Origin of the sequence: Bacillus cereus group sp. N11 (assembly GCF_016483605.1) — a bacterium.
GTDB lineage: Bacteria > Bacillota > Bacilli > Bacillales > Bacillaceae_G > Bacillus_A > Bacillus_A toyonensis.
In genome coordinates, this window is sequence record NZ_JAEHBN010000005.1 from 40,213 (window position 1) to 59,638 (window position 19,426).

A 19,426-nucleotide genomic window follows, 5' to 3' on the forward strand; every position below is an offset into this window, starting at 1 on the left:
TCACTTCCTTATTTTGCGTCGTACCAAGTTGGACCGTAAGAATAATCAACTTTCAGTGGAACTGCGAGTTCAATTGCATGCTCCATTACTTCTGGTACAAGCTTCTCTAATTTTTCAATTTCTTCTTTTGGTGCTTCAAAGATTAATTCATCGTGTACTTGCAGAAGAAGACGCGCTTGTAATCCTTCTTCTTCTAAACGATCTGCCATAATAATCATAGCTATCTTTATAATATCTGCAGCACTACCTTGAATTGGTGTATTCATAGCTGTACGCTCAGCAAAGCTACGTAAATTGAAATTACGACTCGTAATTTCCGGAATGTAACGGCGACGATTTAATAAGGTAGCCACATACCCTTTTTGTTTCGCATCTTTTACGATGTCATCCATGTATTCTTGTACACCAGGGAAACTTTCTAAATACTTTTCAATAAATTCCGCTGCTGCTTTTCTTGTAATTCCTAAGTTTTGTGAAAGACCGTAATCACTAATACCATACACAATTCCGAAGTTAACAGCTTTTGCTTGTCGTCTCATATTCGAAGTTACTTCATCTTTTCCAACACCGAATACGTCCATAGCTGTTTTCGTATGAATATCCATATCATGTTGGAACGCTTCAACTAGCCCTTTATCATTTGCAATATGAGCTAATACACGAAGTTCAATTTGTGAATAATCGGCCGCATACATAATCCATCCTTCTTCTGATGGAACAAATGCCTGACGAATCTTTCTTCCTTCTTCTAATCGAATCGGTATATTTTGCAAGTTCGGATCTGTTGAACTTAATCGACCTGTTTGTGTTAAAACTTGATTAAAGCGAGTATGAATTTTCGATGAATCTTCATGTACAACTTTTAGTAAACCTTCAATGTAAGTTGAATTTAATTTCCCTAACTGACGATAATGTAAAATGTTTGGAATAATTTCATGATGATTCATAAGTTTATCTAGTACATCAGCTGACGTAGAATAACCTGTTTTCGTCTTTTTAATAACTGGTAAGTTTAAATTCTCAAACAGAATAACCCCAAGTTGCTTCGGTGAATTAATATTAAATTCTGTTCCCGCAAGCTTATAAATTTCCTGTTCCATTTCCTTTAATCTACCCGCAAGTTCTTCTCCCATATTACGAAGGCGCTCCGTATCAACTTTTACACCTTTTACTTCCATATCAGCTAGTACACGTGCAAGTGGTAATTCTAACTCTGTAAACAATTCATATTGCTCGTTCTTTTTTAATTCTTCCAAGAACGTTTGCTTTACATCATATAATACATGCACTTTTCGAGCTACATGCTCCGCTACTACTTCTAGCTCTGGAACAGCACGCTTCGCACCTTTTCCATAAACTTCTTCATCCGATTTCACGGCATGCGTTTCTTTCATTTTCGCTACAGTACGGAAATCTTTATCCGTATCAGCTGGATCAAGTAAATAAGCAGCAATTAATAAATCAAAGTCGATTCCTTGAATATCTATACCCTTCCATTTGAGTGCAACGATAGCTCGCTTCGCATCAAATGTATGCTTTCTCATTTCTCCATTTGCAAGCCATGCTTTGAAAGCCTCGGATGCAAGAGCTATGTCCGTCTGAATAAAGTAGCAACCATTTTCATTTTGAATACCAAAACCTTGAATGTCCGCTTTATGATAGTTATCTTCTTGTACTTCTACAATAAGTGCACTATCTTGCTGAAGCATTTCTTCTGTAACTTCTTCCACAATATCAAATGTAATATCGTCTAATTCAGCTGGAGCTGTTTCTTCTGGCGTAACACCTAATTTATTCAAAAGAGATGTAAATCCTAAATTCTCGAACATTGGAATCACATCACTTGCTTCATATCCTTTATACTCCATATCATCCACATGCACTGTAATCGGCGCATCTGTAATAATAGTTGCAAGATCTTTACTCATAAGAGCTTGTTCTTTATTCGCTTCTAGTTTTTCTTTTAATTTCTTCCCGCTTACTTGATCGATATTTTCATACACTGCTTCAACCGTTTCAAATTGCGTTAACAATTTAATTGCAGTTTTTTCACCAACTCCTGGTACACCCGGAATATTATCTGACTGGTCCCCCATTAAACCTTTCATATCGATAATTTGCTTTGGTGATAAATTGTATTTCTCAAATAAAGCTTCTTTCGTATATTCATCTACTTCTGTAATCCCTTTTCGAGGTATACATACCAGCGTATTATCAGAAACAAGTTGAAGTAAATCTTTATCTCCTGAAATAACCTTAACATGAAACCCTTGCTCACTCGCTTCTTTCGCTAACGTCCCCATAATGTCATCCGCTTCATAATTTTCTAGTTCATAACGCGGTACATTAAATGCATCAAGCATCTCACGAATAAACGGGAATTGTTCTGATAACTCAGGTGGAGTCTTTTGACGTCCTCCTTTATACTCGCTATACGTTTTATGACGGAATGTCGTTTTTCCTGCATCAAACGCAACAAGCATATGCGTTGGCTTTTCTTCCTCTAATATTCTCATTAACATCATTGTAAAACCGTAAATTGCGTTCGTATGTATACCTTTGTCGTTATTTAAAAGCGGTAGTGCAAAGAAAGCACGATACGCGATATTATTACCATCTACTAATACGACTTTTTTTTCCACAATAGAAACCTCCCCATACAAATTTGAAACGATTTTCACATAGAAAAAAAACCGTTCCTTTCCTCTCTCTATATTAACATGACTAATAGAGAGAAGAAAAATAACGGTTTTTTTCTTTCATATATATCAAACTTATATTGGCATAAAGGGAAGTGACGAGAACAGCATAACTATTCTCGTCCAAAATTACTCCTTGGATGAAGGGGTTTTCATGTATTATATTAACAGAGCTTTATTAATATTTAATTAAGCCATTGTTAATATATTGTAAATATCCTTCATCCTATTTTTCAGTTGCCGATTTCGGTAAAACAACTGTAAATGTTGTCCCTTCCCCAACTTCACTATCCACAGTAATTGTACCGTGATGTGCCTCAACTAAATGCTTTACAATCGATAATCCAAGACCTGTACCACCAGTATTTCTACTTCTCGCTTTATCCACTCGGTAAAAACGTTCAAAAATACGTGGGATTTCATCTTTACTAATACCAATTCCAGTATCAGATACTTTTATATAAGCATTGTATTTATCTTCTGCTAATTCAACAGAAACAACGCCTCCAGCCGGTGTATATACGATTGCATTATTAATTAAATTAATAAAGATTTGTTTCAAACGACCAGGATCTCCAATGACAGAGACACGTTTTAATACATTCACTTGTAAAGAGATTTCTTTTTCGCCTGCTTTATTGTCAAGCACCATATGAATATCTTCAAGAAGTCCCTTCATATCAACGGTTTCCATATTTAATTTAAACCCTTGTTGCTCAATCTTTGACAAATCTAATAAATCTTCAATTAACCCCTGCATGCGTTCACTTTCTTTTAAAATAATGTGTAAGAAATGTTCGCAGAATTTCTTATTATCCATCGCTCCATCCAAGAGCGTTTCTGAAAAACCTTTAATAGAAGTAATTGGCGTCTTTAGTTCATGAGAAACATTTGCTAAAAAGTCTTTTCTCATTTGTTCTAATCTCTTTAACTCTGTTATGTCATGGAATACGAGAACAATCCCTTTCCATTCATGGTTCGTCCCGATAATCGGCGCTCCATATACTTCGAAATGCTTTCGCTCAATTCCAAGTGGCAATAACATTTGTTTACGCACTTTCACTTCTGTCATAAAGATTTCTTCCACAAGCTCTATAATTTCTGTATGGTGGAACGATTCATAATATAAGCGATCTAAATATTCTTCATCTGTTACGTGGAAAGTCTCTTTATAAGAACGGTTTACAAGGTTTATATAACCGCGGCTATCAATTAAAATCATTCCACTTCCCATATTTTCGATTAACGTATGCAGACGATCTTGTTGCATTTCTTGTTCAAGTGTCATCTCTTGTAAATTACGAGCTAAAATATTAATCGCTTTACTCAGCATTCCTGTTTCATCCGAATGACTTTCATAAGCACGTGCTTTATAATTTCCCTTCGCTAATTCAATCGCCACTTTCGTAACTGATTCAATTGGCCTAATATATTGCCCTGTAATTTTCATACCTAAAAACACGACTACAAGACAAGCGATAACAAATCCAATAATTAATAATCCCCACGTTTTTTGATGAACATCTTTCAAAGGCTCAATTGTACTTTTCACCAAAATGTATCCTTGTTTCCCTGCTACATCTTGAACGAACACCGCATGATAAAATTCATTCTTCTGATCCGTTTCTTTCGTAATGACTTTATTTCTTTGTTTCGCTGTTTCGGCAGAAAGTTCTTTAATCATCTCTTGACTAAATGCAGAGTGTGGTCCTTTGCTATATTGAACTTTCTTTTTTTCATCCACAAATATAATAGAAGCTGGTATTTTTTCTTCTAACTTTTCAAATACATACGGCTTTTTTAAAACATCCTCAAAACCTTGTTCTTCTGCTAATACCGCAACATATCCTGTTTCTTTTACCATTCTCTCTTTCGCATGATCTATATAATAGTTTTCAAACACGGTTTCTAACAGTAAACCTAGTCCAACTAAAATAAACACAATAAGAGAAACAAATGTAAAAAGAAGCCTGGAACGAAATTTATTCATCCCCTTTTGGCTCCTCTAATTTATATCCTAAACCACGTATCGTTTTAATGTACGTCGGTTTTTTCGTATTTTTTTCAATTTTATCGCGCAAGTGGCTAATATGAACATCAACAATTCGTGTATCACCAGCAAAATCATAATTCCATACAGCACTTAATAATTGATCACGCGTCAACACGCGACTTTTATTTTTCGCAAGATAAACAAGTAGTTCAAATTCTTTTGGGGTTAATTCAAGCTTTCTTCCTTGGAAATAAGCCTCATAAAACTCCGGTAAAATTTTAAGGTCTGCAATTAGGATGCTATCTTCATCTGGCGCTTCTGCAACTTGCTCTTCTTGCTGTAATTTCGTACGACGCAAAATCGCCTTCACACGAGCAACAACTTCTCTTGGACTAAATGGCTTCGTCATATAATCATCCGCCCCAAGTTCAAGACCTAGCACCTTATCAAATTCATCATCTTTTGCCGTTAACATTAAAATCGGCGTCATAACACGCTGCAATCGTAATTCTTTACAAACTTCCATACCATCCATTTTTGGAAGCATTAAATCTAATATAATTAAATCCGGACGTTCTGTTGTCGCTTTTTGAAGCGCCATTTCTCCGTCCATCGCTGTTATAACTTCAAAACCAGCTTGTTGTAAATTAAATTCAATTAAAGTTAAGATAAATTCCTCATCATCAACTACTAAAATACGATTGTTCATTCTTTTCCTCCAAGTTATAGACTTGAAACCTTCTTCATCCTAGTATTTTCCCCGTTATTCTCATCATACTAGAAAACAGGTCCCCCCTCAATATAATTGTCTATTCATGGATTCAGATTATGCTCTCGTTATCTCTAAAAACAATTACACTCGGCTCAATTAACGTGTTACTATCCACACTTTATACAATTCTATATTCTACTTCCGTATGAACATTGAATTCTCGATTTTGTGCTAAGAAAAAAGATAGAACATACGCTATTTTATAGTCCGGTGTTTCATATCCATCAAATACTCTTCCGTACATTTCATTCGCGATCCCGTCTGCCCACACTTCAGCTTCTCTTATCGTTTCAAAAATAACGTCTTCCCTTTTCCATCTCACTTAAAAAATCCCTCCTTCAATTGACTTCAGTTATTAAAGTATGTGATAATTTAATATAATAATTAATATATATCAATATTAATTATATGGAGGTTCTATTATGCGACTAGTACTACCTATTCTAACTTTAGTAGTAACATGTATTCTTACTTTTAACGCTCCAAGCTGGGATACGATTAAAACGGGTTGTTCAGCTTTCGCTGAAGGATTCGCTGAAGGATTCTTCAACTAAAAATAGCGCTAGCTCCCTTATTAAAGGTATGCTAGCGCTATTCATATTTTCATGTTTTAAAAATTATCTAATGCTTTTTCCATAATGGAAACAGATTTAAAAGGTGGCGTTACCGTTAATGAACCTTTAACAACCGTTTCTCCTTTTTCATCATGAGCAGATACAAGCATATCAATTGTATGTGCCTCCTCAGAAACAGCCACAACTTCAAAGTGGATTTGTAACGTTTCATAATGGTGAACATGCTTCACGAACGTAAGGTCCTTCCTAATAATATGACTACCTGGACCTGGTAAATATTTCGTAACCGCCGTTGTAATCATTCCCGTTAGCATAATGCTTGGTACAATCGGCTTTTCATACGGAGTTTGGGATGCGTAATCATGCTGAATATATAATGGATTGGCATCATTCGTTAGCCCTAAATACAATAACAAATCTTTATCCTCAATTTTTTCAGTGATAGATAGTTTCTCTCCTACTGTAATTTCATCCATTTTACGACCAATTTGAACTTTTTTCTTTAACATGTTACAACCCCCTCCGATTTTTTCACCTTATTATCCTACTAAAAGCGATACCTTATCCGAAATTTACTATGATGAGGGCAATGTATAGTATAAATCTACAGTTTCATTATAGGATACTACAAATGATAGCGTTTTCATATTATTTCAAAAAAACATTTCATTAAATAGTAGAAAAAGATTCGGGGCCCCGAATCTTTTTCCGCTTATATTTAATTATTAAACAAGAACTTTCATAACGTTACGTACAGATTCTACAGAGCGATCTAACGCTTCTTTTTCCTCTGCAAGAAGTTCTAATTCAATAATTTTTTCAATTCCGTTACCACCTAGAATTACTGGTACCCCTAAGTAAAGGTCACTATAACCATATTCACCTTCAAGATACGCAATAGCCGGTAATACACGGCGTTGATCTTTTAAGATTGCTTCTGTCATTTCAACTAAAGAAGCCGCTGGTGCGTAATATGCACTACCATTTCCTAATAAGCCTACAATCTCTCCGCCACCTTTACGTGTACGTTCTACAATTGCCTCTAAACGCTCTTTCGGAATTAACGTTTCTAACGGAATGCCACCCGCATAGGAATAACGTACAAGAGGTACCATGTCGTCACCGTGTCCACCAAGAACAAATCCTGTAATGTCTTTCACAGAAAGATTTAATTCTTGTGCAATGAATGTACGGAAACGAGCTGTATCTAATACGCCCGATTGGCCGATAACACGCTCTTTCGGGAATCCCGCTTCTTTAAATACAGAATATGTCATTGCATCAACTGGATTTGTTAACACAACAATAATTGCATTTGGTGAATGTTTTGCAATGTCGCGCGTAATACTTTTCATAATTTTAGAGTTCGTTGCTACTAAGTCATCACGGCTCATACCAGGCTTACGTGCAATACCTGCTGTAATAACGACAACGTCAGAATCAGCAGTATCTGCGTAATCAGATGTTCCAATAATGTTAGCATCAAAACCTTGTACTGGGCTCGCTTCTAACATATCTAACGCTTTCCCTTTTGTTGGATTTTCCAGTTGTGGAATGTCCACTAATACAACATCTGCAAGTTCTTTTTGTGCTAATAAGAATGCTGTTGTTGCTCCTGTAAATCCTGCACCGATGACTGAAACTTTCTTGCGTTTGATTGTCATAATTTACCCCCCACTTTAATTATGCGTTTTTGATTATCGCTACATCCATGTTTTTAATAAGCTCATTAGCAAATTCAGAACATTTCACTTCTGTTGCGCCTTCCATTAGACGAGCGAAGTCGTATGTTACTACTTTTGATGCAATTGTTTTCTCAACTGAATCAGTTACTAATTTCGCAGCTTCATTCCATCCTAAATGTTCTAGTAATAATACACCAGAAAGAAGAACAGAAGATGGGTTTACTTTGTCTAAACCTGCATATTTTGGAGCTGTACCATGTGTAGCTTCAAAGATAGCATGTCCAGTCACATAGTTAATGTTTGCACCAGGTGCAATACCAATTCCACCTACTTGTGCAGCAAGTGCATCAGAGATATAGTCACCATTTAAGTTCATTGTTGCAACAACATCGAACTCACGTGGACGAGTTAAAATTTGTTGTAAGAAGATATCTGCAATAGAATCTTTTACGATGATTTTTCCAGCCACTTCTGCGTCTGCCATCGCTTTATTCGCTGCATCTTTGCCATCTTTTTCAACGATGCGATCATATTCAGCCCAAGTAAATACTTTATCGCCAAATTCTTGTTCCGCAACTTCATAACCCCAGTTTTTGAAAGCACCTTCTGTAAATTTCATAATGTTTCCTTTATGAACTAATGTAACAGAAGAGCGTTTTTCGTTAATTGCATATTGAATTGCAGCACGAACAAGACGCTTTGTCCCTTCTTCTGAAATTGGTTTAATACCAATACCAGATGTTTCTGGGAAGCGGATTTTATTAACACCCATTGCTTCTTTTAAGAAAGCAAGAACTTTTTCTGCTTCTGGAGATCCTTGTGCATATTCAATTCCAGCATAGATGTCTTCTGTATTTTCACGGAAAATAACCATATCAGTATCTTCCGGACGTTTTACAGGTGAAGGAACACCTTCAAAATAACGAACTGGACGTAGACATACGTATAAATCTAATTCTTGACGAAGCGCTACGTTTAGAGAACGAATACCACCGCCAACTGGAGTTGTAAGTGGACCTTTAATTGCGATTAAATATTCACGGATTAAATTTAAAGTCTCTTCTGGTAACCACTCGCCTGTTTGGTTGAATGCTTTTTCCCCTGCAAGCACTTCTTTCCAAACGATTTTCTTCTCACCATCATAAGCTTTTTCTACTGCTGCTTCTAGTACGCGAGATGCAGCTTCCCAAATATCAGGACCAATTCCATCTCCTTCGATAAATGGAATAATCGGATTGTTTGGTACATTCATAACACCATTAGTTACAGTAATTTTTTCACCTGTCGTCAATGTGATAACCCCCATGTTTGAAATTTCATATGTATGAAACTGAGGGAATAACCCCTCAGTTCAAACCGTTAGTCAAATTAAAATATTCTAATCATTACATCTTCCCAAAAAAATCAGACTTTTGAAAGCGTATTTTTACTATCGAAATAGTGTTTTTCGCTTATCGTTGTGCAATTGGAACATATACTTGATGTGTTGGTCCATTATAATCAGCACGCGGACGGATTAAACGGTTGTTTTCATATTGTTCTAGAATATGAGCTAACCAGCCTGACATACGGCTAATTGCAAAAATAGGTGTAAATAAGTCATGGTCAATTCCTAAACAATGGTATACAGAAGCTGAATAGAAATCAACATTTGGTGGAAGACCTTTTTCTTTTGTTACAATGTCTTCAATTTTGATAGACATATTATACCATTTCTCTTCTCCTAAAAGCACGCATAATCTCTTAGACATCTCACGTAAATGTTTTGCACGTGGATCACCTTGCTCATACACACGATGACCAAAGCCCATGATTTTCACTTTATTTTGAAGAGCATTATGAATATATGATTCTACATTTTCTTCTTCGCCAATTTCAGTTAACATCTTCATTACATTTTCATTTGCCCCGCCGTGAAGAGGACCTTTTAACGCACCGATTGCTGCAGTAATACCAGAATATACATCTGAAAGTGTAGCTACGCAAACACGTGCAGTAAATGTAGAAGCGTTTAACTCATGATCTGCATGAAGTACAAGCGCCTTATCAAAAGCTTCAATTTCAACTTCATTTGGCTCACGATCATTTAACATGTACAAGAAGTTTGCAGCTAATGATAAATCTTTTCTCGGTTCAACAATATCTAAACCTTTACGGATTCTTGCATAAGCGGCAATTAAAGTTCCCACTTGAGCTTGTAATTTAACCGCTTTCAAATAATTGGACTTTTCATCCATAATTTCAGCGCTCTCATCGTATAATGATAGCATGGAAATTGCAGTTCGTAAAACAGACATAGGATGTGCGATCTTTAAATCTACTTGTTTCAAATATGTTAAAATTTCACCTGGCACTTTATAGTATTCTGATACAGTTTCATTAAATTCCGCTAGTTCTTGTTCGTTAGGAAGCTTACGGTGCCATAATAAGTACACTACTTCTTCAAATGTAGCATTCTCAGCTAAATCATCAATATTATACCCAACATAAGTTAATGTATCATCAATAATAGAGCTCACAGATGATGTTGTTGCTACTACCCCTTCTAAACCTCGAATAACAGTCATGACATTCTCTCCTTTTCCTGAAAAATTCTCCCAACCTTGCTCCTTATATCTATTTGCTCCCCTTATGAATTATGAACGCCCGTTCACTCTTTAGGCAAGCAAAATGCACGATCATGCACATTTGTTGCGATGTTCCCCTCTTAATGTCCATTGCTTACATGGAAAGCATGAGCGTGAATGTCTCCCCGAATCCTCACGCTCAGAACAACAAGTTAGTGAGGAAAATGAATTCCGAAGAGTTTTATGATAAAAACAACATAAAACAATATCATTATAAAATTGTTTTATGTTGTTTTTATTTTATCTGGTGTAAAGTCTCTGCTGTTATGTAACTTTTCAAAGTTTCTAATTCTATTATAAACAATTATCTGACTTTTGTGAACAGAAAGAATTCAAAAATTTTATATTACTATAAAATTCCTTATTTAAACATTTGTATAATACTCATAACTGCATAGGCAATTCCAGCCCCAATTAACGGGCCTACAGCCACCCCATTAAATAAGGCAACCGCTATAATCGTCCCAAAAACAAGCGCAGTTGTAATATGAGGGTCCGTCGTCAATAATTGTACGCCGCCTTTCGCTAACAAAGCGACCGCCACACCTGAGGCTAAAGCAATCCATGCATAATATGATTTCGCTGCTTCTCCGAGTTGTTTAAAGCCTATTTCCCCTGTCGCAATCGGTACGAGCACTGCTATTGTAATGACTGTTACACCAAGGTTAATCCCTTTCGTTTGTAAATAAGGAAAGACTTTATCTCCTAAAAACGTAAACTTCAATAAGAATAACACTCCAATGGCTACAGTAAGCGATTGGTTTTTAGCAATAAGTCCTATAATAAGTAGTATGAATAAAAATAACGTTGACTGACTAATCATGTTTGCACTTCCTTTCTGAAAATAATGAACTCGCTTCCAAACAAAAATACCTTTAAACCTATCGTTATACATGTCATATCGATGTCTATTTGCCAATGAGAATAAGCCAACAATTTCATTTTTGTATGCATTTTTAACTTACAAAACGAGACTGTAACCCCAAAAAATCAAAGCATATATACATTTTTGAAAACGATGGTCTCTCCTTTCTTTTCTAACAAGAAACAGGTAAAATAAAAAGAAGAGAAAATGAAGTTTTTACCATATAGTAGAAGCATCATCAACAAGCTTTTACAGTCGTTCATGTACTGAAAAAGCAGGGAAAATCCATCATTCCACTATAACATAAAAGTGAAACTTTAATCAGTGAATGCTACTCGTTATAAGTTGAACGAATTAGGCTAATACAAATTGGAATGGGAGGTATACATCTTTGAACCGAAACTTACTATATATGATATTGCGACTCATATTTGTCATTGTAGCAACGGTAGCTGGGTTCTATGTATTACTATACATGTCAGGACTTATCTATCCTTTTATTATCGCTTTTGCATTTGCTTATTTGATTAATCCTGTCGTCAATTTCCTTAATCAAAAACTACAATTCCCTCGCGCACTAGCAGTACTCGTTAGCTTAATTCTCGTATTCGGAGCTATCGTCGGGCTTGTTACATACCTTGTAACAGAAGCAATATCTGCCACAACATACTTACTACAACTTGTTACAGTAAAGTTTCCGGATATCGTTAAATTCGCAGAGCAATTTGCACTTAATCATATTATGCCTCTCTATGACGATTTAATTTCTAAATTTAATCATCTTGGAGAACCGCAGCGTTATACAATTACACAAAACATCCAAAACTTAGGAACTGAAGCAACAACACAAATGAAAGAACTTTTAACAGCTATTATAAGTGGATTAACAAATTTCATTAGTGCATTACCAACAACTCTAACTGTTCTTGTATTCATTTTATTAGCCACTTTCTTCATTAGTTACGATTGGCACCGTCTTGCTCAAAAAGCAAGAAAACTTCTACCGAATCGTGTACATGGCTACGGAAAAACTATTTTTGTCGATTTAAGAAAAGCTTTGTTCGGTTTTGTTAAAGCGCAACTTACACTCGTATCTATGACAACCGTTATTGTACTAATCGGACTTTTAATATTACGCGTACCATACGCCATTACTATCGCGATTATTACAGGTGTTGTAGATTTACTCCCCTACTTAGGGACAGGAGCCGTCTTCGTCCCTTGGGTTATATACGTATTTTTCACTGGCGACACCGCATTCGCCATCGGTCTTCTCATTCTATACATCGTCGTGATTGTCCAAAGACAAATTATGGAACCTAAAGTGCTTTCATCTAATATTGGTCTTGATCCATTAGCGACACTAGTCGCTCTATTTATCGGCTTTAAGCTCTTCGGTTTCTTAGGATTAATCATCGGTCCAGTCACATTAGTACTACTTAATACATTACACAAAGCTCATGTCTTCCATGACTTGTGGAAATACATTAAAGGTTCACCCTCTTCAAAACAATAATTTCTAATTCACACAAAAAACTTAAGGAATAATGAGTGCAATTTCCCACTCATTATTCCTTGTACTTCTTTTTCATACTAACTACATGCAAAAAGAGAATTGCCCAAAAAAGGATAATTCTCTTGTTTTTTTGCATATAAAAACGGATTTTTCAACCTAAAATACATTTTTATTCTATTTATTTTATAATTATTACTTACATTTATTGCTTTTTATGTAAATGAATAAATATACAAATTAGTATAAGATAAGGCTTCAACTAACGATTTCCCTGCTTTTATCAGATTTCATTACGTTCCTTGATCCTTCATACACAAAAATAAAACTTCAATATAGCGGATTTTTTCTACATCCTATTCATTAAGAACAAATAGTATCCAATTTACATGTTCAATCAGAAATATATATCCTACACAATAAAGTGAAACTTTAATCAATCAGGTTTTGTTCATCCCCCACTAATTATTAACCCGTACCAATCAGGCTTTTTGCAGAATAAAAAAAGTAGTGCTTAGATCGCTATAATCTAAGCACTACTTCTGAATAATAATAGTAGATCTCTTTCTAAACTTCCATTCCATCCACTTCATAACAAGCGGCTTCAATAAAGCCCTAGTAAAAGGGACAACAAAAATAAACCCCATTACATCCGTCACATATCCAGGAAGCACTAAAAGAATACCTCCTACAAATACAAAAATACCATCTAGTACTGCCTCGCCTGGCATTTCTCCTCTATTCAACTTAGATTGAATCTCTCTAAGCACTTTAAACCCTTGCCTTTTCGCCAAATATACACCTACAACACCAGTAAATACAATCATAGCGAACGTAGACCATAACCCTATTACATGACTCGACCCAATTAATACCGTAATCTCAACCGCAGGTATTAAAATCAACAAGAATAACAACCATTTCACAGTTCTGCACCCCTTTCACAAATCGCTTTAAAGACCCCTAAAACGCTCATATAGACTAAACAGAAGTAAGACATCCATTCACATTAAACTTCATAACAAGCAGCTTGTAAAAGCAAATTTAGACGTTTTAAAATAGTTCTATCATGTTTTTGTGTAAAAAAAAGAGAAGGACTCCGCTCCTTCTCTCCGTATTACTTCTTATAGCACTTCCGCATGTCCATTATAAACAATTCCGCGTGCCGCATCAACTGTTACTTCTTGGCCATTTTTTAAAGTTGCTGTTACGCCGTTTACACCAACGATAACAGGAATACCGATTGATACGCCTACAACAGCTGCATGGCTAGTTAAGCCACCTTCTTCTACAACTAAAGCAGCAGCTTTTTCGATTGCAGAAATCATATCTTTATCAGTGCTTGTTGTAACAAGGATATCACCTTCGTTTACGTTCGCTACAGCTTCAGCAGCTGTTTTTGCTACAACTACTTTACCTTTTGCAGCTTTACGACCGATTCCTTGTCCTTTAGCAACTTCTTCACCAACAACATGGATTTTCATTAAGTTTGTTGTACCAGTTTCAGCAACTGGAACACCCGCAGTGATTACTACAGTGTCTCCAAGTCCGATTAGACCTGCATCCATACCTGTTTGAATCGCAGTATCTAACATTTCGTCAGTAGACGCTGCACGTTTCCCAGCCATAAATGCTTGTACACCCCAAACAAGTGCAAGACGACGTCCTACTTGCTCGTCAGATGTTACAGCTACGATTGGAGATTTCGGACGATATTTAGAGATCATTTTCGCAGTATGTCCACTTTCTGTTGGAGCTACGATCGCAGCTACATCAAGAGCAAGTGCTGTATGCGCAACAGATTGGCTAATTGCATCTGTAATTGTTGGAGTGAACTCTTTAATACGTTTTTTGAACATATCTTCGTATTGTAATGATTTTTCAACACGTACTGCAATGTTAGCCATCATTGTTACCGCTTCTACTGGATATTGACCAGCAGCAGTTTCACCTGAAAGCATGATTGCATCCGTACCATCGAAGATTGCGTTAGCTACGTCACTTGCTTCCGCACGAGTTGGACGTGGGTTACGTTGCATAGAATCTAACATTTGCGTTGCAGTAATAACTGGTTTACCTAATACGTTACATTTTTTGATTAAACGTTTTTGCACTAAAGGTACTTCTTCTGGTGGAATTTCCACACCCATATCACCACGAGCTACCATTAAACCGTCAGAAACTTCTAAGATTGAATCGATATTGTCGATACCTTCTTGGTTTTCGATTTTTGGTACAATTTGGATGTATTGAGCATTATGCTCTTCTAGTAATTCACGGATTTCTAATACGTCAGATGCTTTACGAACGAAAGATGCTGCGATGAAATCAACTTTTTGCTCGATACCAAAGATGATATCTTTTACGTCTTTTTCAGTGATACCAGGAAGCTTAATGCTTACGTTTGGTACGTTAACACCTTTTTTATTTTTTACAGTTCCACTGTTTAAAACTTTTGTACGGATATTTCCGTCAGCTTTTTCGATTACTTCTAGCTCGATAAGACCGTCATCGATTAGAATGCGAGAACCTGGGTCTACATCATCATAAAGACCAGCATAAGATACAGAGAACTTCTCTGCAGTACCTAATACTTGCTCAGTAGAAAGAACTACTTCTGCACCTGTTACAAGTTCAGCTTGTCCGTCTACGAAGTCGTGAGTACGGATTTCTGGACCTTTTGTATCAAGTAAGATACCAACTGTTTTACCAGTTTTCTTTGAAGCTTCACGAATGTTTTTAATACGAGCGCCGTGCTCTTCATGGCTACCATGAGAGAAGTTTAAACGAGCAACGTTCATACCCGCTTCCATTAATTGTTCTAATTTCTCAATACTTTCACTAGCAGGACCTATTGTACATACAATTTTAGTTTTACGCATATTGCACCTCCGAAAATTATGAAACCGTTCCCAAATATCCGACATTACGCCGATTAGATGGATAATTCTTTAGATAATTGATACATATCTTTATCGATTGTATGCTTTTGAGCTAACGCCTCGATAATGTCATGATCAACAAGTTTATTATCTTGAATACCTACACAGCGTCCACCTTTACCAGCAATTAACAACTCAACTGCTCTTGCGCCAAGACGACTTGCTAATACACGGTCTTGTGCACTTGGTGATCCACCACGTTGTACGTGACCTAATACAGTTACACGAGTATCAAAGTTTGTTGCTTCTTCAATATGCTTACCGATGTCAATTGCACTTCCAACACCTTCAGCTACAATGATAATACTGTGTTTTTTCCCACGTTCACTACCGCGTTTTAGACGAGCGATTACATCATCCATGTCATACTCTTCTTCTGGAATTAAGATCGTTTCTGCACCATCAGCTAAACCAGCCCATAATGCGATGTCTCCAGCATGACGTCCCATTACTTCGATAACATATGTACGTTCATGAGATGTAGCTGTGTCACGGATTTTATCAATTGCATCAATAACAGTATTTAAAGCTGTATCGAAACCAATTGTGAAGTCTGTTCCAGGAATATCATTGTCGATTGTACCTGGTACACCAACACATGGGAATCCTTGTTCAGTTAATTTTTTAGCACCTTGGTAAGAGCCATCTCCACCAATAACAACAAGTCCTTCGATACCGTGTTTCTTTAATTGCTCGATACCTTTTAGTCGTACTTCTGGGTCTTTAAACTCAGGACATCTTGCTGTATATAATTTCGTACCACCGCGGTGGATAATATCGCCAACAGAACCAAGTTCTAATTTTTCAATGTGACCAGAAATTAATCCAGCGTATCCATGGTAAATACCATATACTTCAATATCATGGAAAATCGCTTTACGAACAACTGCACGAATGGCAGCATTCATACCAGGTGAATCTCCACCACTTGTTAATACACCAATACGTTTCATTTGTACTCACCTCATAAAGATTATTTGCCTTATAATAAAATAACACGAAAAAATATAAAAACACAATGGAGAAGATGTGTCTTTTCATAATAAAAACGTGCATTCGCGAAGAGGAACGCACGCTTTTCTTATTTTATCCCAATGGAAGCGTTTGAAAACGAAACTTGCCCAATTTTCATATATTTTTCATAACGTTTTTCGATTAATTCATCTTTCGAAATTCCGTTTAATTGTTCAAAAGTTTTTCTAATCATTAAGTCTATATTTTCTGACTGTTTTAAAAGATTACGGTGAGCTCCACCTTTTGCCTCTGGAATAATTTCATCAATTACACCTAATTCTTTCAAATCTGCTGCTGTAATTTTCATTGCTTCTGCAGCTTCCTTCGCTTTTCCTGCATCTTTCCAAAGAATTGCCGCTGCACCCTCTGGTGTAATAACAGAATAAGTGGAATTTTCTAGCATATGAATGTAATCTCCTACTCCAAGACCTAGCGCACCACCACTACCGCCTTCACCGATAACGATACAAATAACTGGTACCGTTAAACCTGCCATCTCAAATAGATTGCGGGCAATAGCTTCACTTTGTCCACGTTCTTCAGCTGCTTTACCAGGATAAGCTCCCTTCGTATCGATGAAACAAATAATAGGACGATTAAACTTTTCCGCTTGTTTCATGAGACGCAGTGCTTTTCGATATCCTTCTGGATGAGGCATCCCAAAATTACGACGAATATTTTCTTTCGTATCTTTTCCGCGCTGATGCCCAATTACAGTTACAGGCATCCCCTTATATTTCGCAATGCCGCCGACAATCGCTGCATCATCGCCAAATAGGCGATCTCCATGACATTCAAAAAAATCAGTAAATAAGTGCTCAATATAATCGAGCGTTGTCGGTCGTTCTGCATGACGAGCAATTTGCACACGGTCCCATACTTTCATATTGCCGTATATATCTTCCTCTAAATTTTCTAGCTTGTCTTCCAAAATACGAATCTCCTCACTGAAGTCCATCTGGCTGTTTTTCGTATAGTCTTTCAGTTCACGGATCTTATTTCTTAGCTCAACAACTGGTTTTTCAAATTCTAGCTCTGCCATACAGCCATTTCCCCTCCTTGATGAACTTCTAAAATCTTACGAAGTGATTCTTTCATATCATCACGATGCACAACCGCATCTAATTGACCATGGTCTAGTAAAAATTCTGCCGTTTGGAAATCTTCCGGTAGTTTCTCACGCACTGTTTGTTCAATTACACGTCTACCAGCAAATCCGATAAGTGCACCTGGCTCTGCAAGATTATAATCACCAAGTGAAGCAAAACTCGCTGAAACCCCGCCCGTCGTTGGGTGAGTCATAACAGAAATAAATAACCCTCCTGCATTACTATGCTTTTTCAAAGCTACGCTTGTTTTTGCCATTTGCATTAAACTTAATATACCTTCTTGCATACGGGCACCACCCGAAGCAGTAAAGATAATAAATGGAACTTGTAAGTCGTATGCCTTTTCAACCGCACGGGCAATTTTTTCTCCTACAACAGAGCCCATGCTCCCCATTCGAAAACGAGAATCCATTACTGCAACAACAACAAGCATGTCATCAATTGTTCCTTCACCAGTTACAACCGCTTCATTCAATTCAGTCTTCTTACGATCGTTCTCTAATTTCTCTTCATATCCCGGAAACTCGAGTGGATTTAATGAAACCATTTCTTTGTCATACTCACGGAATGACCCTTCGTCCAATATACTATCAAGGCGCTCCCATGCATTCATAGGATGATGATATCCACAGTTCACACATACTTTTAAATTTTTCAGAAGTTCTTTCGTATACATGATTTTTTTACATTTCGGACATTTTGTCATAACGCCATCTGGTACATCTTTTCGTACTTGTTCTGAAGGTATTGCAGCATACTTTTTCTTTTTCACGAATAAATCTCTTAGCACAATTTGACCCCCTTCGTTGAGAGCTAAGGTTAGCGTAAGAAGAAAATGGGGCTAACACCAATGTTTGATGTTAGCCTTATCTTCTCAATCTGTCTAATAACCTCTCTCTTTACGTTTAACTTTAACCGCTATGCGGTAGAATGTTTGTCATAACGTGTCATGGTCATTTCGACAAATTTTATACATTACGAGTGAAACTGTATATTCTCTACTAATTCATCGTAAATTTTTAGTGCATCATTTTCTTGTTTTTCTTCCAAAGTAGCATAAAGCTTTCTATACATATCGATAGAATCTCCTGAAACTTTACAAGAAAGAGTTGCTACGTAATCATTTACGATCATCCAAATGCGATATAGTAAATAATTATCGACTTGTTCAATTAGTGTTTTAAAGAACGTTTGGTGAAGCATTGGAATCGAACTTTCATTTTCTTCAAGCACTTTCTGTAATCTACTTAGCACTTTAGAAAATGTTTCTTTCGGTAAATTACATACAATTCGAATCATATCTTTCTCAAGCAATCGTTTTGTTTGTAATAAATCACGAATTGTTTTCTCATCTTGCAATAGAAACGGAGCAATTAGTTGTACAAGACCGTTATCGTAAAAGTTTCGAATAAACGTCCCTTCACCACGTCTCGTTTCAATTAACCCTACCAGTTCTAAAGCACGCAATGCTTCTCTTACAGATGAGCGTCCTACGTTTAAGCGTGAACTTAGCTCCCGCTCAGACGGCAAACGATCCCCTGCTACCAATCCATCCTCTTCCATAATGGAACGGATTTTTTTTACAATTTCGAGATATACTTTTGTATTTGATGATGTCAATGGAAATTCCTC

At 36.6% G+C, this 19,426-nt stretch carries 16 protein-coding genes and 1 pseudogene; 2 read left to right on the top strand and 15 right to left on the bottom strand.

The features are described from left to right. Positions 1-8 precede the first annotated feature (8 nt). The 4 genes and pseudogenes from polA to JDS98_RS09730 all read right to left on the bottom strand — a co-directional run bounded on the left by polA (position 9) and on the right by JDS98_RS09730 (position 5,786). The gene (gene polA / locus JDS98_RS09715; protein ID WP_000412831.1) at positions 9-2,642 is read right to left on the bottom strand and encodes a DNA polymerase I; all 2,634 of its coding nucleotides are present in this window, start codon (positions 2,640-2,642) and stop codon (positions 9-11) included. A 283-nt stretch (positions 2,643-2,925) separates the two neighbouring features. Beyond that, complete coding sequence (gene phoR / locus JDS98_RS09720) at positions 2,926-4,689, bottom strand: sensory box histidine kinase PhoR (RefSeq protein WP_001032136.1); 1,764 nt, start codon at positions 4,687-4,689, stop codon at positions 2,926-2,928. Beyond that, positions 4,682-5,401: a two-component system response regulator PhoP gene (gene phoP / locus JDS98_RS09725; protein WP_001065218.1), complete on the bottom strand. Its 720-nt coding sequence runs from the start codon at positions 5,399-5,401 to the stop codon at positions 4,682-4,684. The genes phoR and phoP overlap by 8 nt, the downstream gene beginning before the upstream one ends. Before the next feature lie 159 nt (positions 5,402-5,560). Continuing rightward, a pseudogene (locus JDS98_RS09730) lies at positions 5,561-5,786 on the bottom strand (hypothetical protein). A gap of 100 nt (positions 5,787-5,886) precedes the next feature. Between JDS98_RS09730 and JDS98_RS30460 the strand changes: the two are divergent. Then, a complete protein-coding gene (locus JDS98_RS30460; protein ID WP_274605741.1) occupies positions 5,887-6,018 on the top strand; it encodes a hypothetical protein in 132 nt (43 codons plus the stop codon). 56 nt (positions 6,019-6,074) lie between these two features. On the opposite strand, the gene JDS98_RS09735 is transcribed toward JDS98_RS30460, so the two are convergent. The 5 genes from JDS98_RS09735 to JDS98_RS09755 all read right to left on the bottom strand — a co-directional run bounded on the left by JDS98_RS09735 (position 6,075) and on the right by JDS98_RS09755 (position 11,174). Then, entirely contained in the window at positions 6,075-6,548 is a 474-nt protein-coding gene (locus JDS98_RS09735) for a MaoC family dehydratase (protein ID WP_000914174.1), read from the bottom strand. Between the two features lie 216 nt (positions 6,549-6,764). Then, positions 6,765-7,703, bottom strand: a complete 939-nt coding sequence (gene mdh / locus JDS98_RS09740) for a malate dehydrogenase (protein ID WP_000153235.1) — start codon at positions 7,701-7,703, stop codon at positions 6,765-6,767. 19 nt (positions 7,704-7,722) lie between these two features. Next, positions 7,723-9,015: an NADP-dependent isocitrate dehydrogenase gene (gene icd, locus JDS98_RS09745; protein ID WP_000206907.1), complete on the bottom strand. Its 1,293-nt coding sequence runs from the start codon at positions 9,013-9,015 to the stop codon at positions 7,723-7,725. 160 nt (positions 9,016-9,175) lie between these two features. Further along, entirely contained in the window at positions 9,176-10,291 is a 1,116-nt protein-coding gene (citZ, locus tag JDS98_RS09750) for a citrate synthase (RefSeq protein WP_000216095.1), read from the bottom strand. Between the two features lie 421 nt (positions 10,292-10,712). Next, positions 10,713-11,174 (bottom strand): DUF441 domain-containing protein, encoded by a 462-nt coding sequence (locus JDS98_RS09755; protein ID WP_000625507.1) that lies wholly within the window; start codon positions 11,172-11,174, stop codon positions 10,713-10,715. 433 nt (positions 11,175-11,607) lie between these two features. Between JDS98_RS09755 and ytvI the strand changes: the two genes are divergently transcribed. Next, positions 11,608-12,732 carry a sporulation integral membrane protein YtvI gene (ytvI, locus tag JDS98_RS09760; protein WP_001081386.1) on the top strand — a complete coding sequence of 375 codons (1,125 nt, stop codon included), beginning with the start codon at positions 11,608-11,610 and terminating at the stop codon, positions 12,730-12,732. A gap of 533 nt (positions 12,733-13,265) precedes the next feature. Here the strand turns inward: ytvI and JDS98_RS09765 are convergent. The 6 genes from JDS98_RS09765 to JDS98_RS09790 form a co-directional block, all read right to left on the bottom strand. Continuing rightward, on the bottom strand, positions 13,266-13,655 hold the full coding sequence (locus tag JDS98_RS09765; RefSeq protein ID WP_000871649.1) for an FxsA family protein: 390 nt from the start codon (positions 13,653-13,655) through the stop codon (positions 13,266-13,268). 198 nt (positions 13,656-13,853) lie between these two features. Then, entirely contained in the window at positions 13,854-15,611 is a 1,758-nt protein-coding gene (gene pyk / locus JDS98_RS09770) for a pyruvate kinase (protein ID WP_001232683.1), read from the bottom strand. 53 nt (positions 15,612-15,664) lie between these two features. Next, positions 15,665-16,624: a 6-phosphofructokinase gene (pfkA, locus tag JDS98_RS09775; protein ID WP_000821156.1), complete on the bottom strand. Its 960-nt coding sequence runs from the start codon at positions 16,622-16,624 to the stop codon at positions 15,665-15,667. 128 nt (positions 16,625-16,752) lie between these two features. Then, positions 16,753-17,727 (bottom strand): acetyl-CoA carboxylase carboxyl transferase subunit alpha, encoded by a 975-nt coding sequence (accA, locus tag JDS98_RS09780; protein ID WP_000818790.1) that lies wholly within the window; start codon positions 17,725-17,727, stop codon positions 16,753-16,755. Further along, on the bottom strand, positions 17,715-18,584 hold the full coding sequence (gene accD / locus JDS98_RS09785) for an acetyl-CoA carboxylase, carboxyltransferase subunit beta (RefSeq protein WP_000942864.1): 870 nt from the start codon (positions 18,582-18,584) through the stop codon (positions 17,715-17,717). The genes accA and accD overlap by 13 nt, the downstream gene beginning before the upstream one ends. Before the next feature lie 185 nt (positions 18,585-18,769). Further along, the gene (locus JDS98_RS09790) at positions 18,770-19,414 is read right to left on the bottom strand and encodes a FadR/GntR family transcriptional regulator (protein WP_000204451.1); all 645 of its coding nucleotides are present in this window, start codon (positions 19,412-19,414) and stop codon (positions 18,770-18,772) included. Positions 19,415-19,426: the final 12 nt, after the last annotated feature.